This is a genomic window from Listeria cornellensis FSL F6-0969 (genome assembly GCF_000525855.1).
GTDB classification, from domain to species: Bacteria; Bacillota; Bacilli; order Lactobacillales; family Listeriaceae; genus Listeria_A; species Listeria_A cornellensis.
The window spans coordinates 67,552-85,629 of sequence record NZ_AODE01000029.1; the positions used below are offsets into that span (position 1 = coordinate 67,552).

At 42.9% G+C, this 18,078-nt stretch carries 17 protein-coding genes and 2 pseudogenes; 8 read left to right on the plus strand and 11 right to left on the minus strand.

Annotation, left to right across the window (positions count from 1 at the left end; translation table 11 throughout):
• Window positions 1-200 precede the first annotated feature (200 nt).
• A complete protein-coding gene (locus PCORN_RS21365) occupies window positions 201-302 on the plus strand; it encodes a type I toxin-antitoxin system Fst family toxin (protein WP_149024351.1) in 102 nt (33 codons plus the stop codon).
• A 129-nt stretch (window positions 303-431) separates the two neighbouring features.
• Here the strand turns inward: PCORN_RS21365 and PCORN_RS12540 are convergent, their stop codons facing one another.
• Window positions 432-1,454 (minus strand): branched-chain amino acid aminotransferase, encoded by a 1,023-nt coding sequence (locus PCORN_RS12540; RefSeq protein ID WP_036081125.1) that lies wholly within the window; start codon window positions 1,452-1,454, stop codon window positions 432-434.
• 239 nt (window positions 1,455-1,693) lie between these two features.
• Here PCORN_RS12540 and PCORN_RS12545 point away from each other — a divergent pair.
• The 3 genes and pseudogenes from PCORN_RS12545 to PCORN_RS12555 all read left to right on the plus strand — a co-directional run bounded on the left by PCORN_RS12545 (window position 1,694) and on the right by PCORN_RS12555 (window position 5,182).
• A pseudogene (locus tag PCORN_RS12545) lies at window positions 1,694-2,442 on the plus strand (alpha/beta hydrolase).
• A gap of 15 nt (window positions 2,443-2,457) precedes the next feature.
• A complete protein-coding gene (locus tag PCORN_RS12550) occupies window positions 2,458-2,892 on the plus strand; it encodes a GNAT family N-acetyltransferase (protein ID WP_036081128.1) in 435 nt (144 codons plus the stop codon).
• A gap of 139 nt (window positions 2,893-3,031) precedes the next feature.
• Window positions 3,032-5,182 (plus strand): ATP-dependent Clp protease ATP-binding subunit, encoded by a 2,151-nt coding sequence (locus tag PCORN_RS12555; protein ID WP_036081131.1) that lies wholly within the window; start codon window positions 3,032-3,034, stop codon window positions 5,180-5,182.
• A gap of 26 nt (window positions 5,183-5,208) precedes the next feature.
• Here the strand turns inward: PCORN_RS12555 and PCORN_RS12560 are convergent, their stop codons facing one another.
• The 5 genes from PCORN_RS12560 to yjbM all read right to left on the minus strand — a co-directional run bounded on the left by PCORN_RS12560 (window position 5,209) and on the right by yjbM (window position 8,949).
• A complete protein-coding gene (locus tag PCORN_RS12560) occupies window positions 5,209-5,454 on the minus strand; it encodes a hypothetical protein (RefSeq protein WP_036081134.1) in 246 nt (81 codons plus the stop codon).
• Between the two features lie 66 nt (window positions 5,455-5,520).
• Entirely contained in the window at window positions 5,521-6,309 is a 789-nt protein-coding gene (gene fabI, locus PCORN_RS12565; protein WP_036081137.1) for an enoyl-ACP reductase FabI, read from the minus strand.
• 73 nt (window positions 6,310-6,382) lie between these two features.
• Window positions 6,383-7,273 (minus strand): RluA family pseudouridine synthase, encoded by an 891-nt coding sequence (locus PCORN_RS12570; protein WP_036081140.1) that lies wholly within the window; start codon window positions 7,271-7,273, stop codon window positions 6,383-6,385.
• 192 nt (window positions 7,274-7,465) lie between these two features.
• Window positions 7,466-8,257 carry an NAD kinase gene (locus PCORN_RS12575; RefSeq protein ID WP_036081199.1) on the minus strand — a complete coding sequence of 264 codons (792 nt, stop codon included), beginning with the start codon at window positions 8,255-8,257 and terminating at the stop codon, window positions 7,466-7,468.
• 29 nt (window positions 8,258-8,286) lie between these two features.
• On the minus strand, window positions 8,287-8,949 hold the full coding sequence (gene yjbM, locus PCORN_RS12580; protein ID WP_036081143.1) for a GTP diphosphokinase: 663 nt from the start codon (window positions 8,947-8,949) through the stop codon (window positions 8,287-8,289).
• A 166-nt stretch (window positions 8,950-9,115) separates the two neighbouring features.
• Between yjbM and PCORN_RS12585 the strand changes: the two genes are divergently transcribed.
• The 4 genes and pseudogenes from PCORN_RS12585 to PCORN_RS12600 all read left to right on the plus strand — a co-directional run bounded on the left by PCORN_RS12585 (window position 9,116) and on the right by PCORN_RS12600 (window position 13,532).
• Window positions 9,116-9,598: a tetratricopeptide repeat protein gene (locus tag PCORN_RS12585; RefSeq protein ID WP_036081145.1), complete on the plus strand. Its 483-nt coding sequence runs from the start codon at window positions 9,116-9,118 to the stop codon at window positions 9,596-9,598.
• Window positions 9,599-9,617: 19 nt separating this feature from the next.
• Window positions 9,618-10,200 (plus strand): annotated as a pseudogene (locus PCORN_RS12590) (CYTH domain-containing protein).
• A 273-nt stretch (window positions 10,201-10,473) separates the two neighbouring features.
• Entirely contained in the window at window positions 10,474-11,277 is an 804-nt protein-coding gene (gene yjbH, locus PCORN_RS12595) for a protease adaptor protein YjbH (RefSeq protein WP_036081148.1), read from the plus strand.
• 410 nt (window positions 11,278-11,687) lie between these two features.
• Window positions 11,688-13,532, plus strand: a complete 1,845-nt coding sequence (locus PCORN_RS12600) for a heavy metal translocating P-type ATPase (RefSeq protein WP_036081150.1) — start codon at window positions 11,688-11,690, stop codon at window positions 13,530-13,532.
• 97 nt (window positions 13,533-13,629) lie between these two features.
• On the opposite strand, the gene htpX is transcribed toward PCORN_RS12600, so the two are convergent.
• The 5 genes from htpX to PCORN_RS19400 all read right to left on the minus strand — a co-directional run.
• On the minus strand, window positions 13,630-14,559 hold the full coding sequence (htpX, locus tag PCORN_RS12605; protein WP_036081153.1) for a zinc metalloprotease HtpX: 930 nt from the start codon (window positions 14,557-14,559) through the stop codon (window positions 13,630-13,632).
• A gap of 23 nt (window positions 14,560-14,582) precedes the next feature.
• Entirely contained in the window at window positions 14,583-15,140 is a 558-nt protein-coding gene (locus tag PCORN_RS12610) for a LemA family protein (protein ID WP_051999450.1), read from the minus strand.
• Window positions 15,141-15,272: 132 nt separating this feature from the next.
• A complete protein-coding gene (locus tag PCORN_RS12615; RefSeq protein WP_036081156.1) occupies window positions 15,273-16,538 on the minus strand; it encodes a peptidase U32 family protein in 1,266 nt (421 codons plus the stop codon).
• A gap of 13 nt (window positions 16,539-16,551) precedes the next feature.
• On the minus strand, window positions 16,552-17,460 hold the full coding sequence (locus tag PCORN_RS12620) for a peptidase U32 family protein (protein WP_036081159.1): 909 nt from the start codon (window positions 17,458-17,460) through the stop codon (window positions 16,552-16,554).
• 230 nt (window positions 17,461-17,690) lie between these two features.
• The coding region (locus PCORN_RS19400) for an immunoglobulin-like domain-containing protein (protein ID WP_159102588.1) at window positions 17,691-18,078 on the minus strand (388 nt) is incomplete at its 5' end.

An 18,078-nucleotide genomic window follows, 5' to 3' on the forward strand; every position in this document is an offset into this window, starting at 1 on the left:
AAATCCAATTTCATCTTACAATTTCTTTTTTTGTAACGCATGTTTATCTCAAAAAAGATTTTTACCTCACTTTACAGCCCAAAACCCTCTGAAAATAACATTAAAATACCTTTTTCGCAATCTGCATTATGATACAGCTCATGCTATAATGAAGCGTCGCCTATCCTCAAGCGAATAATCGCTGGAAGGAGGTGAGTTTTATGTTTCTACTATTTTCCAGTATCATTGCACCGACCGTTGTTGGCTGTGCTATTGTATGGTTTAAACACACGTTAGAGAGTCGGAGTCATGATAACAAATAGGCGACATCTCTAACACCATCAAAAAATCCCCACGTTGTCGCCCAACGTGGGGATTTTGGTGAGCTCATGCTCCTACTATATCCAAATTCATTGTAACACATTTATCAACTCTCGTAAACCACTAACAACTTACTTCACCTTATAAATCCACCCTTCAGGCGCTTCCACATCGCCAAATTGGATACCACAAAGCTCATCATATAATTGCTTCGTTACAGGCCCAACTTCCGTCTCACTATAGAACACATGGAAGTCATCCCCATTTTGAATCCCACCGATTGGTGAAATGACAGCCGCCGTTCCACACGCCCCAGCTTCAGCGAACGCATCCAATTTATCAATGAAAACATCACTTTCCTCTGCTTTCATGCCTAAACGGTGCTCTGCCAAATAAAGCAACGAATATTTCGTAATACTTGGCAAAATAGATGGCGAGAATGGTGTCACGAAACGATTATCTTTCGTAATACCGAAGAAATTTGCAGCGCCGACTTCTTCAATTTTTGTATGCGTCGCTGGATCTAGGTAAATGCAATCGCTGAACTCGCGATCTTTCGCAATTTTTCCTGGGTAAAGGCTGGCCGCATAGTTACCACCAACTTTTGCAGCTCCGGTACCGTTTGGCGCCGCGCGATCATACTCCGATATAATGAAGTTCGTCGGATTTAGGCCACCTTTGAAATATGGTCCAACTGGGCAACAAAAGACGGAGAACATGAACTTAGGTGCCGTCCGAACGCCCAAATTATCGCCAATTCCAATTAAGTAAGGGCGTAAATACATCGTTCCACCCGAACCGTATGGCGGCATATAATCTTCGTTTGCGGCAATAACCTGTTTACACGCCTCAATAAAGCGCTCCTCAGGAAATTCTGGCATTAACAACCGATCACAACTACGCTTCATCCGTTTTGCGTTCTGATCTGGACGGAATAAATTAATCGATCCATCTTTACAACGATACGCCTTCAAGCCTTCAAAACACTGTTGTCCGTAGTGAATCGCCGTGGAGCCTTCTGCGATATGAACGACATTATCTTCTGTTAATGTCCCCTCATCCCACTTGCCGTTTTCCCAAATAGACACATAACGCAAATCCGTTTTAATGTATTCAAAACCAAGTGTGCCCCAATCAATATCCTTACTACTCATGCGATTCCCACCCTTTTTCTTCTATTATTTGATTTGTTCATTATATCATAACTCTGCGCGATTTGAAAAAAGACACGCAACCTTTTGAAAAAAAAACTGATTATTTAAGCAAAAGTTTCCCTATTGATTTCATTTTGTGGTAGAATGTAAATACGTTATCGAAATATAGGCCGAATCGTCTTATTCACAAGTTATTATCTAATAATTCGGACAACGAATAAAGAAGGGGGATCATACACATGGCAGACGCAAAAATGTTGGAACAAAAGATTTGGAGTAATGTTTTAAACGAGGAATTGGACTTATTAATTTATTTACCACCAACGTTTTCGCCGCTTTCAAAGTACCCTTTTTTCTTAGTACAAGATGGCAAAGACTATTTTCAGTTCGGCAAGTTAGCGCGGTTTGCTGATGAACTAGCGGAAAATAAAGAGATTCAAGAGGCTATTTTTATCGGAATTCCCTATAAGACAGTAGAAGATCGGCGCGCGAAGTACCATCCTAATGGGGCGCAAAATGAAGCTATATCCGCTTTCTGGCGCATGAACTCGTGCCTTATATCGAGGCGAACTTCCCAACGTATCATATGGGCACCAGTCGTTTCTTAATGGGTGATTCCCTTGGCGCTAGCGTTTCCTTGAAAGCAGCACTGAAATATCCACACACTTTCGGCAACGCGATTTTGCATTCACCACTTGTGACGGACGAATTGATGGATCTTGCGAATAAAGCCAATCCAGCCTTGGTTAAAATTTTCCACGTGATTGGTAGCGAGGAAACAGAAGTTCCAACGACAGATAATGATGTGGCGAATTTCTTGGAACCCAATTTAGCACTTCATCAAATTTTAGAAACGCGTGGTTTTGAATATTATTTCCAAGAGTTTGAAGGAAAGCATCGCTGGAAATACTGGCAACCATTTGTCAAAGAAGCGCTACAATTTATGTTAGATAAAGAGCAATTTGAAACAGAAGATATGACCGTTTAAGGAGGAATAAGGAGCATGGCAGTAAAGCAAGTAACAGATAAAAAAGGGAAACAAGATGCATTTGACATTCGGAATGAGGTATTTGTCCTCGAGCAGAAAGTGGACCCAGAATTAGAGTGGGACGAGTTTGACGTGCTAGATTCAACCGTTATGTTCGTCGATTATGATGAAGATGGCACAGCGCTTGCAACAGGTCGATTCCGCGCGCTACCCGAATACGGCAAAGTAGAACGAATCTGCGCCCGCAAAATTGCCCGCAAAAAAGGAAGCGGTCGCCGTATTATCGAAGCAATCGAGCAAGAAGCACGCGCGCAGAACGTTACGTTATTGAAGCTCGGCGCACAAACAACGGCCATTCCTTTCTATGAAAAGCTAGGCTACGAAGTGTGTTCTGACATCTTCATGGATGCAGGAATCGAACATAAAGATATGCAAAAGATACTAAATTAGTAACCAAGAGAATTCCTAACCGGGATTCTTTTTTTGAGCAAAATAGTTGAAAGTCAGTATTGGTCAGAGTATAATAATGATATAAGGTCAAATAAAGTCAAAGTCAGACCTAATCTCAAAACTTATGGGAGGTTTTCAAATGAAATGTCAAAATTGTAATCAAAACGAAGCTACAATCCAACTATATATGAGTATGAATGGTCAGAAAATGGAGATGCCACTGTGTGCTGATTGTTACGCGCAATTCAGAGCGTCTGCTGGAACGCCTCGTGGGCAAAATGATTTTTACTCGCAAATGGATGATTTCTTTGCGAATATCGCTGGAGAAAAGCAAAATGCGAAACCAGAACGCAAAACAGCGGTGAAAACACAAACTGCTGGTGGCGGACGCGGTGGTTTACTAGATGAATACGGTACGAATTTAACGGCAATGGCTCGGGACGCAAAGCTAGATCCTGTTATCGGCCGTGATGATGAAATTCAGCGTATGATTGAAATTTTAAATCGGCGTAATAAAAATAACCCCGTGCTTATTGGGGAACCTGGTGTAGGTAAAACGGCAGTTGTCGAAGGTCTAGCCAATGCGATTGTCGCGGGGATTGTTCCTGCAAAACTCCAAAACAAGGAAGTTATTTTGCTCGACGTTGCTTCCCTCGTTTCCAATACTGGGATTCGCGGGCAATTTGAAGAACGTATGAAACAACTAATTAGCGAGTTGCAAGCCGACGAAAACACGATTTTGTTTATTGACGAAGTGCACACGATTGTTGGAGCTGGCTCTGCAGAAGGTTCGATGGATGCCGGAAACATTTTGAAACCTGCACTTGCTCGTGGCGAACTGCAAATGATTGGGGCTACTACACTGAAAGAATACCGCAAAATCGAAAAAGATGCAGCATTAGAGCGTCGTTTCCAACCGGTACTAGTTGATGAGCCCACGATTGATGAGACACTAACAATTCTAGCTGGTTTGCAGCCGAAATATGAGGAATTCCACCACGTTCATTACGCGCAAGATGCGATAGAAGCAGCTGCAAAACTGAGCGACCGTTATATTCAAGATCGCCATTTGCCAGACAAAGCGATTGATTTGATGGATGAAATTGGTTCTAAATATAATTTAACATTGGAGCACGTCGATCCGAATATGATTAATGAGCGCATTATTAAATTAGAGGAACAAAAAGATGTGGCTCTCCGCAATGAAAATTATGAAGAAGCGGCGTCGGTTCGAGATGAGATTACGAAACTGAAAGAACGCAAAGCAGAAGGCACACCGTCTGATATACCAATGATTCATGCGGCTGATATTCAAGCCCTGATTGAAGAAAAAACAGGTATTCCAGTTGGCCGTTTACAAGAAGACGAACAATCTAAAATGAAAAACCTCGAATCTAACTTGAAATCTAAGGTGATTGGTCAAGAAGAAGCTGTGACCAAAGTAGCCAAAGCGATTCGCCGTAGCCGCGTAGGATTGAAGCAAAAAGATCGTCCTATCGGTTCCTTCTTGTTCGTCGGTCCAACAGGTGTCGGAAAAACAGAACTCGGTCGGACACTTGCCTCTGAAATGTTTGGCTCAGAGGACGCGATGATTCGCTTAGATATGAGTGAATACATGGAAAAACATAGCGTTTCCAAACTCATCGGTTCCCCTCCTGGCTATGTTGGTCATGAAGAAGCAGGCCAATTGACGGAAAAAGTTCGCCGCAACCCGTACAGCATTATTTTGCTCGATGAAATGGAAAAAGCCCATCCTGATGTGCAGCACATGTTCCTGCAAATTTTAGAGGATGGCCGTTTAACCGATAGTCAAGGTCGTACGGTTAGTTTCAAGGATACCGTGATTATTATGACGAGTAATGCTGGTGCGACGCTAAGTGAGGCTTCCGTTGGGTTCGCAACAACCGCTGCCGAAGCTGTGAAAAAAGAGTCCGAAATCCTCGATAAACTGGGCGATTACTTCAAGCCTGAGTTTTTAAATCGGTTAGACGCGATTGTCACATTCCAAAGCTTAGATAAAGAACATCTCCTCGTTATCGTGGACTTGATGCTTGCTGATTTAAACGACATGCTAGCACCACAAGAAATCGATTTGACAGTAGATACAGCGGTGAAAGAAAAACTTGCCGAGATTGGTTATGATCCTAATTTTGGAGCAAGACCATTACGCAGAACGATTCAAGCTCAACTAGAAGACGCGATTGCTGACTTCATGATTGAACAACCAGAAGCAAAAGCACTTGTTGCGGTTCTAGAGGACGACGCGATTGCTGTCCAAGCGAACGCATAAATAAAAAGCGCCTTGAAAATTTTTTTTCAAGGCGCTTTTTTCTGTTGCCGTTTTTTAAAGTAGGTAACGATGAGTAGCACGAGTCCGATTAAAATAATCAGCTTCAACATCGAAAGTCCGATACTTATGGCACTGCTAAAAGGTGTTACATCAAATAGAAACAACATGACAAGGCTTAGTGCTATGGCAATTCGGATTCCATACTTCTTGCAAAATAGTAGTACGTACCCTGAAGCTAAAACGTATATTCCGACAGATATCCATAAAAGCATGAATGACAACGCTCCTTAAAAATGGTTGATAAGAATTATCCTACCAACCATTTTGACTATCCTAAATTAGAATCCAATAATGTGATAACCGCTGTCCACATGGATCATTTCGCCAGTTACTCCGCGAGATAAAGCACTGAATAGGAATAATGCTGTATCACCAACTTCTTCGGCTTGTGTTGCGCGTTTTAATGGTGCTTTTTCTTCTACTACGGCTAACGATTCACTGAAGCTACCGACGCCGCGCGCCGAAACGGTACGGATTGGGCCAGCTGAAATCGCGTTAACACGAACCCCGTGCTTTCCAAGATCCATCGCTAAATATTTCACGCTTGCGTCAAGTGCTGCTTTTGCCACGCCCATGATGTTGTAATTCTTCACGACGCGTTCGCCACCAAGATATGTCAATGTCACTAAACTAGCATCGTCTGTTAACATTTCCAAATGCTTCGCCGTACGTGCAATCGCTGTGAATGAGTACGCGCTGACTTCATGCGCTTGCAGGAAACTTTCACGACTCACTTCCAAATAATCCCCTGCCAAAAAGTCTTTGTTAGCAAATGCGATACAATGGGCAATACCTGAAATTTGTCCAAATTTGGCTTTAATCGTTTCAAAAGTCGCCACAATCGCCTCTTCTTTATTCACATCACATTCAATAATAAGCGGGTTTTGATTGTTTTCATTCAAAGAACCAACAAGTTCCTCGATACTACGCTTCGAACGATCATCGGCGTATGTAAAAATCAGATTTGCCCCTGCTTCATTTAGCGAACGAGCAATCGCCCATGCAATACTTCTCTTATTCGCTACGCCCATCACGACATAGTTTTTTCCCTCTAAAGATAAATTCATCTGTTTCATTTCCTCCTTAAAATTACGCGCTTATGTTCATTTTACACGAATGCTTACCATTTTAAAACCGTTATTATTTATGCTGTGTCAAAATTGCCGCTAAATCAGTGGCCAAATCGCTGCTCCAAGCCATTTTTTCTTCGGTGAATGGGTGGATTAACTCGAGATGACAGGAATGAAGAGCATGGCGCTGTACTAATTCTGTTGGACCGCCGTACATATTATCCCCAATGAGTGGGTGCCCAACGTACGCAAAATGAACACGAATTTGATGTGTTCGCCCAGTTTCCAGTTGAATTTTCACATGATCAAATGTCGGATAACTCGCTAAAACTTCATAGTTTGTCTTCGCGTATTTCCCATCCGCAACGACCGCGCGCTCAATCAGACTTTCTGGATTCCGGCCAATTGGGGCAATAATACTTCCCGAGCGCGTCTCCATATTCCCCGAAACAAGGGCCTGATACTGACGCGTCACGTGCCCCGTCTGATGCAATGTACTAAGCCTGCCGTGCGCATAACGCGTCTTGGCAATCAGCATCAAGCCAGACGTCTCCTTATCAAGCCGTGTCACAATATGAATCGCCGAATCAATGTTATTTTTCAGATAGTGGCCCTTCAAATGATTCGCGACCGAACCGCTCGGATGATACTGCGACGGAATACTCGTCATCCCCGCTGGCTTATCCAGCACCAAAATAAAATCATCCTCAAAAACAATCGGCAACTCACCATATTCCGCGAGCAAGCGCTCATTCTCCTGCTCTTTCGGAAAAGTAATCCGAACATGATCTCCCGTTTTCACACGATAAAGCACATTCTCCTCTATTCCATTCACCTCAATCATGCCATCCTCCGAAAATTTCACCGAAGTAAGCAACAATTTCGAAACATATTTCCCTCGCAAAAAAGTACGCAGCATCAGATTCTCTTCATCCGCCGCGACATTCCATTCTAAATACATAGTTATACCTCACATATTCTGCACTACTGTTTAGGGGTTGCGCATAACCAAAGTAAATCGGCGACAAGCGCTCGATTTGCGTAAAGCCGATTGTATGTCCTACCTAATGTAAATGGTTTGGTGGTCTCAGGCTTTACTCTTGCTTTTATTCTTCTGCTATCAATAAATCGAGTGAAAGTGTTCGCCTATCATCTACTCCTCGATAAACGAATCATGCACTCTTTTCCAAAATGGGAAGGATCTAAAGCGGGCGAACATGACTTTTTGTTGGGCGACGTCGTAGCGAATTTCACGGACATCGCGGTGCAAAATACTCAAGTGATCCATCGATACTTGGAAATCCTTATCGTTCACTGGCTTCAACGTCACCGAATGATGTTTTGGCAAAATCAAAGGCGAGCCAATCGTTCGGTAGACCCGGTTATTAATCGATGCCATCTCGGTTAACTGCATCGCTTCAATGGATGGATGCATCAACGCACCACCAAGCGCTTTATTGTACGCCGTTGTCCCGGATGGTGTCGACATGCACAAACCATCGCCTCGAAATCGCTCAAAATGGGCGTCATTAATCGCAACATCGACAACAAACGGGCCACCTGAACTTTTGATAGTAGATTCGTTCAAGGCTAAGTAAACCTTCTCCTTATTCCCACCGTATTTAATCGTCGTTTTTAAAAGTGGGTAAGCCGCTGTATCGTATTTCCCTTCCACAATGGCAAAAACCAGTTTCTCCGCCTCGGATGGGCGCCAATCCGCATAAAAACCTAAATGGCCCGTATGGATTCCAACGAATGTTACCTTATCTAATCGGTGCTGGTAATCATGAAAAGCCGCCAGCAATGTGCCGTCTCCACCGATAGAAATAACAATCTCCGGCTCCGATTCGTCATATACCATATCAAAATCATCGAAATAGCCAATCATTTTGAGCCGTAATAGATTGGATTTTTCATCACCTCTAGAAGTGACTGCATACTTCATCATTACTTCTCCCCTATTCTCTACGCGATCTAATTCTTCGGTAATGTATGATGATTCGCGTTCTTATCTTTTGGCACTTCTTTATTTCTAGTAAAGTACACCTGCGCTTCCTGTACTTCCTCACGAATCTCGCTCATCTCTTCGTCCAGACGAAAAGCCGCCTCAGCCGCGCGCTTCAGCCGAATATTGATGTCCTCTGGAAATTCTCCTTGATATTTATAGTTTAGCGAATGCTCAATCGTCGCCCAAAAATTCATCGCCAACGTTCGGATTTGAATCTCAGCTAGGATTTTCTTCTCGCCTTGAACGGTCTCGACAGGATACTCAATCACAACATGATACGAGCGGTAGCCACTTGGTTTCTTATTCGTAATATAATCCCGTTCTTCAATAATTCGGAAATCATTGCGTTGACGAAGGAGCAACACGACCACATTAATATCATCCACAAACTGGCACATCATTCGAAGTCCCGCAATATCTTGCATTTCTTCGACAAGTCTGTCCAGCGGAATATCCTTCTTGTTCGCCTTATCTAAAATACTTGAAACTGGCTTCACACGGCCTGTCACAAACTCAATCGGCGAATGATTATTTGCAAGCTGGAATTGCGAACGCATCCCTTTTAATTTAATTTTCAGTTCTTCCACTGCTTGTTTATATGGCGCTAAAAAATCTTCCCAATGATTCAAAACACTCACCTCATATGTCGATTTTCATTATGTGATAAACTTGCTCGCCTTCTATTTTAGCACATTCGCACGCCTTTCTCTCCTATTTACATCTATCTTTTTGATTTCATTTATTCTGCCTTCTTGTGTTAAAATGAAGGAATACACAATCTGAAGGAGGAGAACGATGATGAAAACAACAGAAATTCTTGCGTTACTCGAAAATGGACAATATCAAGAGGCAAAAGAATCCGCCAAAAACGCCTTGCTAACAGAGCCCGACAATGCTCTCTTAAACTACTATGCTGCTTGGAGTTGCGACGGTTTAAGCGATGAGACCGAAGCCATTTCCTACTATGAAAAAGCGCTCAAAATTGGCCTTCCAGAAACTGATTTAGCCGACGCTTACATTGGTCTTGGTAGTACCTATCGAGCCATTGGTAACTACGCAAAGGCCAGCGAAACTTTTCAGAAAGCCCGCGTTTCTTTCCCCGAAAACAAGGCGATTACCGTGTTCGCAAGCATGGCGCTTTACAACGAGCAGAATTACAAAGAAGCGATGCAACTTGCGATCAAAATTATTGGCGAAACATCGAGCGATCCAACCATTATTGCTTACAAAAAAGCGATTATCAACTACTCAGAAGACTTAGATGCTGTCTGGGATTAATAAAAAAGGAGTGCCTGCCATGAGTCAAGAATTAGAAATTGAATTTAAAAATATGTTGACCGCAAGCGAATACGATTTGTTAATGAATGAATTCCGCTTAGAGGAAGCTGATTTTTTCACGCAAACGAATTATTATTTTGACACCGCTGATTTTCAGTTAAAAGAACGCTTAGCCGCTTTAAGAATCCGAAAACGGGAGTTGCATTACGAACTCACCTTAAAAAACACCAGAACAAATCGGTTTATTGGAAACGACACAAATCCTAGCAGAAGAACAAGTCTCAGCAATTTTAGACGGTGCCAATATCCCAGTCGGACAAGTTCGTGACGCACTACATACGCTTGGCATCGACCACCAAGAACTCGTCATGTTCGGCTCCTTAACAACAACCCGTGCTGAAAAAAACTATAAAAAAGGACTGCTCGTTTTCGATAAAAGCTTCTATAGTGACACACATGATTTCGAATTAGAATATGAAGTCGCTGATTTTGAAAAAGGTAAATTGATTTTTAATCGTTTTTTAGAGGACCGAAAGATTCCGCAGCGGCCGACAAAGAATAAAATATTACGTTTTTATGAAGCTGTTTACAAAGAGAAATAAAGTCTCTCTATGACTTGATGTTAGCGCACTCATGGAAAGTTGTAAAAATAAGAATTCACACGAAATGTTACAATTCCGTCAAATTTAGGTAAGGAAGTTTTGTATTTTTGATTGCAATCATTTGTTAATTTACCCTTCCACTGCTAAAATATAGTTATGGTAGTATGAATGTGTCGTGACATATCCAGCAAATGACTCCTTAGAAAAATAGAACCATTCGCGTATACTTTGTCTAATCAAGAGAGATTAGAATCTGAAAAACAGGTGATAGCAATGATAAACCAAAATCTATATCTTCAATCGGTCTGTAATAGCAAGCCTATTGAGATTTATCTATTTTTCGACCCGGCTTGTACGGAGTGCTGGAACATGGAACATACAATACGGAGGTTGCAGATGGAATATGGCAACTACTTTAAGTTGCGCTATGTCCTGCATAATAACCTGCAGACGGTGATGAATCGGCAAAAACGAAATGCCTGTACGATTCCACAACCCGAAATGGCCCACATGTCTTATATTTCCTGTTTAGCGGTGAAAGCTGCGGAACTCCAAGGAAAGAAACAAGGCATTGATTTCTTGCGCAAACTCCAAGAATCCCATTTTATTGACGAAAAGGATATTTCTGAATCGAGCGTTCTATACGAAACCGCCAAAATAGTCGGCCTTGATTTGATAGAGTTCAAAAGTGATCTACAATCTAATCTCGCCAAACGGGCCTATATTGGCGATCAAAAAGTAGCGCATGAAATGGAAATTAATGAGAATCCAACTGTTGTCTTTTTCAATCGAAATATTGAAGACGAGGGCTTGAAGATTAGCGGCTTGCATCGTTATGATGTCTATGTGCACATTCTTTCCGAGTTGCTTAATCATTTTCCCGAGCCCAAAGAGACACCAACGCTTGAGGAGTATATGGAAGAAGTCCAGATTTCTACAACGAAAGAAATTGCGAATATGTATGCTTTACCCGAGAAACAAGTAGAACGCCAGATGAAGAAGTGGCGCTTACAACAAAAAGTCACGATGGTCGATTCTAAGGATGGTCAAACACTTTGGAAATACGTTGCCTTATAACATTATTATTAAAAAAGCTGTTTCGTATGATGCGAAACAGCTCTTTTTTAATGAAATTTTCATAATAATAACGTTGTACTTTAATGCTTCTGCTTTAATATAGAGAATGTAAAGCAAGGACAGCAATTAGTTTTACCCCCCTTTTTCTAATTGTGGTGTCCCTTCACAAACTCCTTTTTTCGACCTGCTCCCCCTAAGCTGGTCGTTTTTTTTTATGCTAATTAACAGATTGATACTAATATTCATTCTCAATTAGATTAAATTTTTATCAATTAGATTGTTTTATCTCTATATCAGTAGTATACTAAGGTTAAATAATATATTCATTTACTATCTGTTCTCAGTCTATGAGGGCAGATTTTCGCATTTTAAGGTTATCGATAATCATTATCAATTAAAGGAGGTTTATCATGGTTCATTTTCTAAAACGTAATATTGAACTAATTGCAGCTATCATAAGTGGCCTTTTTCTCTTGATTGGCTGGTTATTATCTGAGAATTCCGCAACACCCATCATTTTCCTTGTCGCTTTTGTTATCGGTGGATTTGCAAAGGCTAAAGAAGGCATCACCAATACAATCCGCACGAAGAAGTTGAATGTGGAGCTTCTCATGGTGATTGCAGCTATTGGGGCTTCCATCATCGGCTACTGGTTAGAGGGCGCTATTCTAATCTTTATCTTCTCGCTTAGCGGCGCCTTAGAAACGTATACGATGAACAAGAGTAAACGCGACATATCTAATTTACTTGAGATACAACCCATGACAGCATCCCTTCTTCAAACAGACAATTCCACGACAGAGGTTCCCGTTGAGGAGCTTTTGGAAGGCCAGTTTATTCTTATTCGTCCCGGCGAGATTGTACCTCTGGATGGCGTTATCATGAAAGGCGTATCCACACTTGATGAAGCAGCGATTTCAGGTGAGCCCGTTCCCGTTGAGAAAAAAGAAAACAATCCTATATTTGCAGGTACCATTAATTTGAGCGGTGCCTTAACTGTAAAAATAACACAAACATCTGAGAATACACTATTCAGCAAAATTATCGAACTTGTCCAACAAGCACAAACTAAACCCTCTAGAACGGCTCGTTTGATCGAACGTTTTGAAGATACGTATGTCAAAATTGTTTTATTCACTGTTGGCATCATGTTATTTCTACCCCATTTTGCTTTTGGTTGGGATTGGACAGAAACTTTTTATCGGGCAATGGTTTTGCTTGTAGTCGCTTCTCCTTGTGCGCTTATTGCTTCTGTTACACCGGCAACGCTTGCTGCAATTTCAAACGGCGCGCGCCATGGCATTTTATTTAAAGGTGGCATTTACCTAGAAAATCTGCACAACATTCCTGCTATTGCTTTTGATAAAACAGGCACTTTGACGCAAGGAAAACCAGTATTAACGGATATATACTTGGAAAAGTATGTTTCTCCGGCCATTATTGCTTCCATTGAGAGCAAGTCCACACATCCGCTTGCACAAAGTATTGTTCGCGCATTAGACACCGACATACTACCTGATATCACTGTAACAGACGTGCCAGGCCGTGGCGTTAAATCGACTATAGCGAATCAAGAATGGCGCATTGGAAAAGACGATTTCGTTGGCAAAGATAGCGCATCAGCCTACACCGATAAATATAATTCAGCGCTTGCATCCGAGGGGAAAACGCTAGTCTTCGTTTCTTGTAGCAAGGAAATCGTAGGTGTTCTAGCTTTAAAGGATATCGCCCGAAAAGAAGCCCAGAAAACCATCCAATCGCTGCATGCCCTGTCGATCAAAACCATTATGATAACAGGGGACAGCCAGCATACCGCAGATACCATTGGCAAAGAACTCGGCATAGATAGCGTGATTGCCGAATGCCTCCCCGAGCATAAAGTCACACGCCTACTAGCCCTTCAGAAAAAATATGGTGCGATTGCGATGATTGGCGACGGAATTAACGATGCACCTGCACTGGCAAATGCGGATGTCGGTATCGCAATGGGCGAAGGCACAGATATAGCTATCGAAACAGCCGATATAATTCTAATGAAAAATAATCTCTCCAAGCTTACGTTCGCACTTAAGCTATCGAAAAAACTCCACCGTATCACTTGGCAAAATATCATTTTCTCACTTTGCGTGATCGGATTGCTTATTCTATCTAATTTTTTTCAAATAATTAACTTGCCGTTTGGTGTCATTGGTCATGAAGGCAGCACCATTTTAGTTATTCTAAATGGGTTGCGCATGTTGCGACTCAAGGCTTGAACTATTTTCCCATCACAAAAAAGAGTCCAGAAAAAAATCCTATGCCAATAAAAACGGACATAGGATTTTTTCCAAACTCTTTATGACTATCCATTGTTTACATATGTTCCAAACGCTCAATTCTGCTTGCAATTGGCGGATGTGAGTCAAACATTCCGGCTTTCTCTTTCTTCTTCTTCTTTTCACCTTTTGACGGCGTTGTGAAGTAGATCGATTCGGAAGCTGCACTCGGCTGTTTCATCTTCGTTGTATCGCCACCAATTTTGCGCAGGGCATCAGCTAAACCTTGTGGGTTCCGCGTCAGTTCGATGGCTGTCGCATCCGCTAAATACTCGCGGTTACGGCTTAGCGCAAACTGAATCGCCGTTGCAATGATTGGTGCTAGAATAACAAAAATAAGGGCTACGATGTAAATAATCGCTTGCGCACCACCACCGCCATTGTTGTCGTTACTTTTACGATTGTTGTTTCCGCCAGTAATGCTACCCCAAAAGAGCATCCGCATTGCTAAATCTGACAAAATTGCAACGACAGCCACGAGCGCGATTGCAATTGTAGAGAGACGAATATCGTAATTACGAATATGCGCCACTTCATGCGCGATAACACCTTCTAGCTCATAGCGTTCCAACTTGTTAAGCAAGCCTCGCGTCACAGCAACCGCACCTTTTTCAGGCGAGATTCCTGTTGCGAAAGCATTCGGACTCGGATCTTCGACGATGTAGACTTTTGGCATCGGAATACCTGCTACCATCGCCATACTTTCCACTGTATCCCAAAGTACTGGTTCCTGATCTTTAGACGTGACTTCTTTCGCCCGATTCATCGTCATAACGACCTTTGAACTGGAAAAAATCATGATCGCGATATAAATAGCACCAATCACAGCCGCCATAATCAGGCCGTTCAAGTAATTATTATAGACCAAAATCCCAATCGCACAACCGACCAGCATCACAAAAATGAAGAATCCTAAAACAATGAACACTGTCTTACGCTTATTAGCCGCTATTTGTTCAAATAACATGGCGCATTCTTCCTTTCAGTGTTTTAGAATTGAACTTTTGGAACCACTTTTTCTTCCTCTGGTGTTGCAAGCATGTCGCGTTTCGTAAATCCGCCCATTTTAGCAACGATGTTAGAAGGTACAGATTCAATTTTTGTGTTATACGTCATCACTGTTGTGTTATACAGTTGACGTGAATAAGCCACTTTGTTCTCTGTTGTTGCGAGTTCATGTTGCAACTCGATAAATGACGTATTCGCTTTTAAATCTGGGTAAGACTCTGCCAAAGCAAAAACGGATTTCAGCGCGCCAGTCAGCATGTTATCTGCTTCCATTTGTTCGCTACGACCATCTGCTGGGGCTTGTGTCATCATGTTACGTGCTTCCACTACTTGTGCAAGCGTTTCTTTCTCATGTGACGCATAACCTTTGACCGTTTCAATTAAGTTCGGAATTAAATCAAAGCGACGTTTCAGTTGCACATCGATTTGCGCCCACGTTTCTTCTACTCTATTGCGATATTTGACAAGGCTGTTATACAGTCCGAAATAAATCAAGACAAGTATGACAACAACCGCGATAGCAATAATCCATCCTATCATGTTCATACAACTCCTTTTCATGTTTGTTTCCATTATAACAGCGTTTCTACGGAATCACAATCATTCAGCGGGGCTACAAACGCTGAGGTTTGGTGGTATGGGGATAGACTTGCGTAAAAACATAATTTATTTTTAAGCTTTGACGCGTTTCTTGGCTTTTCGTTCTTCTTTTTTCTTGCGCATGAAGTAAAATTCTTCTACGGGATGGTCTACCGTCATTTTTACTGTCATCATTGCGTTTGGAGCACGCTCAATTGGCTCGTCCTGTTCATTCCAGAGGTCTTTCACCACTTGCTTAAAGCCAACTTCTCCTGGACCGTAAAATTCAATTTCTTCGCCGATGCCAAAATTATTTCGTTGTTGTAATGTCGCGATTTTTGTTGCTGGGTCGTAGTCTAGTACTTGTGCTGCGAACGCGTATTGCGGAATTTTGCGGGTTTTGCCGAATAATTGCTCGTCTTCGGTCGGCTCTTGATAGAAGAAACCAGTCGATAACTCGCGCTGTGCTACTTTCCAAAGTTCGGCTTCCCAGGCTGGATCAAATACGAAATTATCCGGGTCCGCGCAGTAGGCGTCCACGACTTTACGGTACACGCTAGCCACTGTCGAAACGTAATGAATGGACTTCATCCGGCCTTCAATTTTGAGACTATCCACGCCAGCTTCGACCATATCAGGAATAAAGCGAATCATCGAAAGATCCACAGCACTCATCGAAAACGGCTCTTCGTCCTCATCTACAAGGTTACGTGGCACGCCATTATCGATTTCAAAAAGGTCATATTTCCAGCGACAACTCTGCGCACAACCGCCACGATTCGCGTCCCGATTCGCCATATGGTTCGACAGCGTACAGCGACCAGAATACGAGATACACATCGCGCCATGAATGAACGCTTCCATCTCGACATCCGTATTTTGACCGATTTCCTGAATCTCGCTCATGCTCACTTCACGCGCCAAAACCACGCGCTCCAAGCCCTGCTGCTTCCAGAATTCAAGCGTCTTGTAGTTCGTCGCCGAAGCCTGCGTCGATAAATGCACAGGAAGTCCCGGTGCGTCCGCAAAACAAATACTAATCAGCGCTGGATCCGACACGATGACCGCGTCAATCCCAATATCACGCAACGTCCGGAAAAACTCGCCAGCACCTTCCGTATCCCCATCATGCGCCACCATATTCGCCGCCACATACACTTTCGCATCACGCGCATGCGCAAACGCTACACCTTCTTGCATTTCCTCATATGAAAAATTCCCTGCACGCGAACGAAGCCCGAAAGCCTGTCCACCAATATATACAGCGTCCGCACCATAGCGAATCGCAATTTTTAACTTCTCAAGATTACCCGCCGGCGCTAAAACTTCCGGCTTTTTCAAATTTTTTCTTCCAGTCATTGTCATGCCCTCCTCATTTTACCTCATCTGGTTGTTTCAAAAAGAATCCTGTTCCAAGCGCCCGCGTCTCCGGCTGTAATTTTGCTAAACGGTTCACAAATGTCTCCGCAACAAAATCACCCGCCTCAAGTGCCTCCTTCGCCTTCACGAAAAGTGCCACAATCGCGACAAAATCCTCACCCGGCAACAAGACACCGTCCAGCTTCCACGTTCTGAGACCTGCGTTATACACACGCTCCAAATAAGGCATCAACGACAAATCTTCTGTTGAAAAAATATGCGTGCCATTCTCATCCTCATAAATTGGCAACTGACTGTCCGCATCATTCGGTTCACGCAAATAAAGCCCGCGATCCTTCGATGTATCATCTTTTATCTCCACAATATTTTGGTAATTCGTCACGAGTTTGCGCTTCGACTGGTGAATACACGTCGGGCCATACACCTGCACCTCAATCGGCACATCCATTTTCGCCGTAATCGCTTCAAGTTCAATCAGCGTCAATTCACGCGCCATAACAGCACCAACTGCCCCCTGCTTCACCCAAAAATCCACTTGTTCCGCGCTCGTTACAAACGTCTGCGCATCATAAACAAACGGTAAATCAAGCTTCATCTCATGCAACATAAAAACAACACCGGGATCCCCTACAGTAATGGCGTCTACTTTCATGTTAGAAAGTTCACGTAAATAGTCAGGTAAATCATGCAGATGCTCATTATGCATCAACGCATTCACGGCCACTAAGACCTTTTTCCCCGCTTCGTGCGCTTTGTTAGTAATTTCACTAATATCGGCGAGCGTCAGTGATTGCGGCATGCGCAGCCCAAATCGACTTCCTCCGACGTATAGCGTGTCTACCCCCGCGCCCAACAACAATTCAGCTTGCAAAACCGACTCTGCCGTGGCAATAATATTCATGTTTTATCTCTCCTTTGATCTGTTTAAAACGTACTTGATTAGAGTAACACAGTTAAGGCAAGGCATCAAGAGGCAATCGAGCAGGAGGTGCCATTAAGTTCCGACCCCTCACACCACCTTACTTACTACCAAGAAGCCTGTTGCGGACTTGCACCACTTAGCATTTGCGCATGCTGGGCGCACCTATAAAAAGATGGCTCCTGCTCACGACAGAAACCATCTTTTTGACGTTATTTCGGAATAACCGTAAACACTTGACGACTGCGTATCTGATCGTCTTTATCAAAGCCAACCAGTTCATATACTTGCGTCGCACTGCTCACGGACTTCACATGAAGCGGAAGATATATTTGGAAACCATCGCCCGTGTAACCCGCATTCCGCGTCGTTTTTTCGCCATTAATGAATAGGAAGATTTTCACGATATCTTTCCCATGACTCCCCGTCAGATAGTTCGGGCTTCCTAATATATAGGTCGCTGTCGCAAGCCTCAGGTGGTAATCCACAATCGGCACCACGCGGCGTGCTAGCTCCACATAATTACTATTCACGCCCACGATTTCCAGCAACACCCGGTCGTTCTTAATCACATCTGGCACCAAACCTGAAAATGTAAAC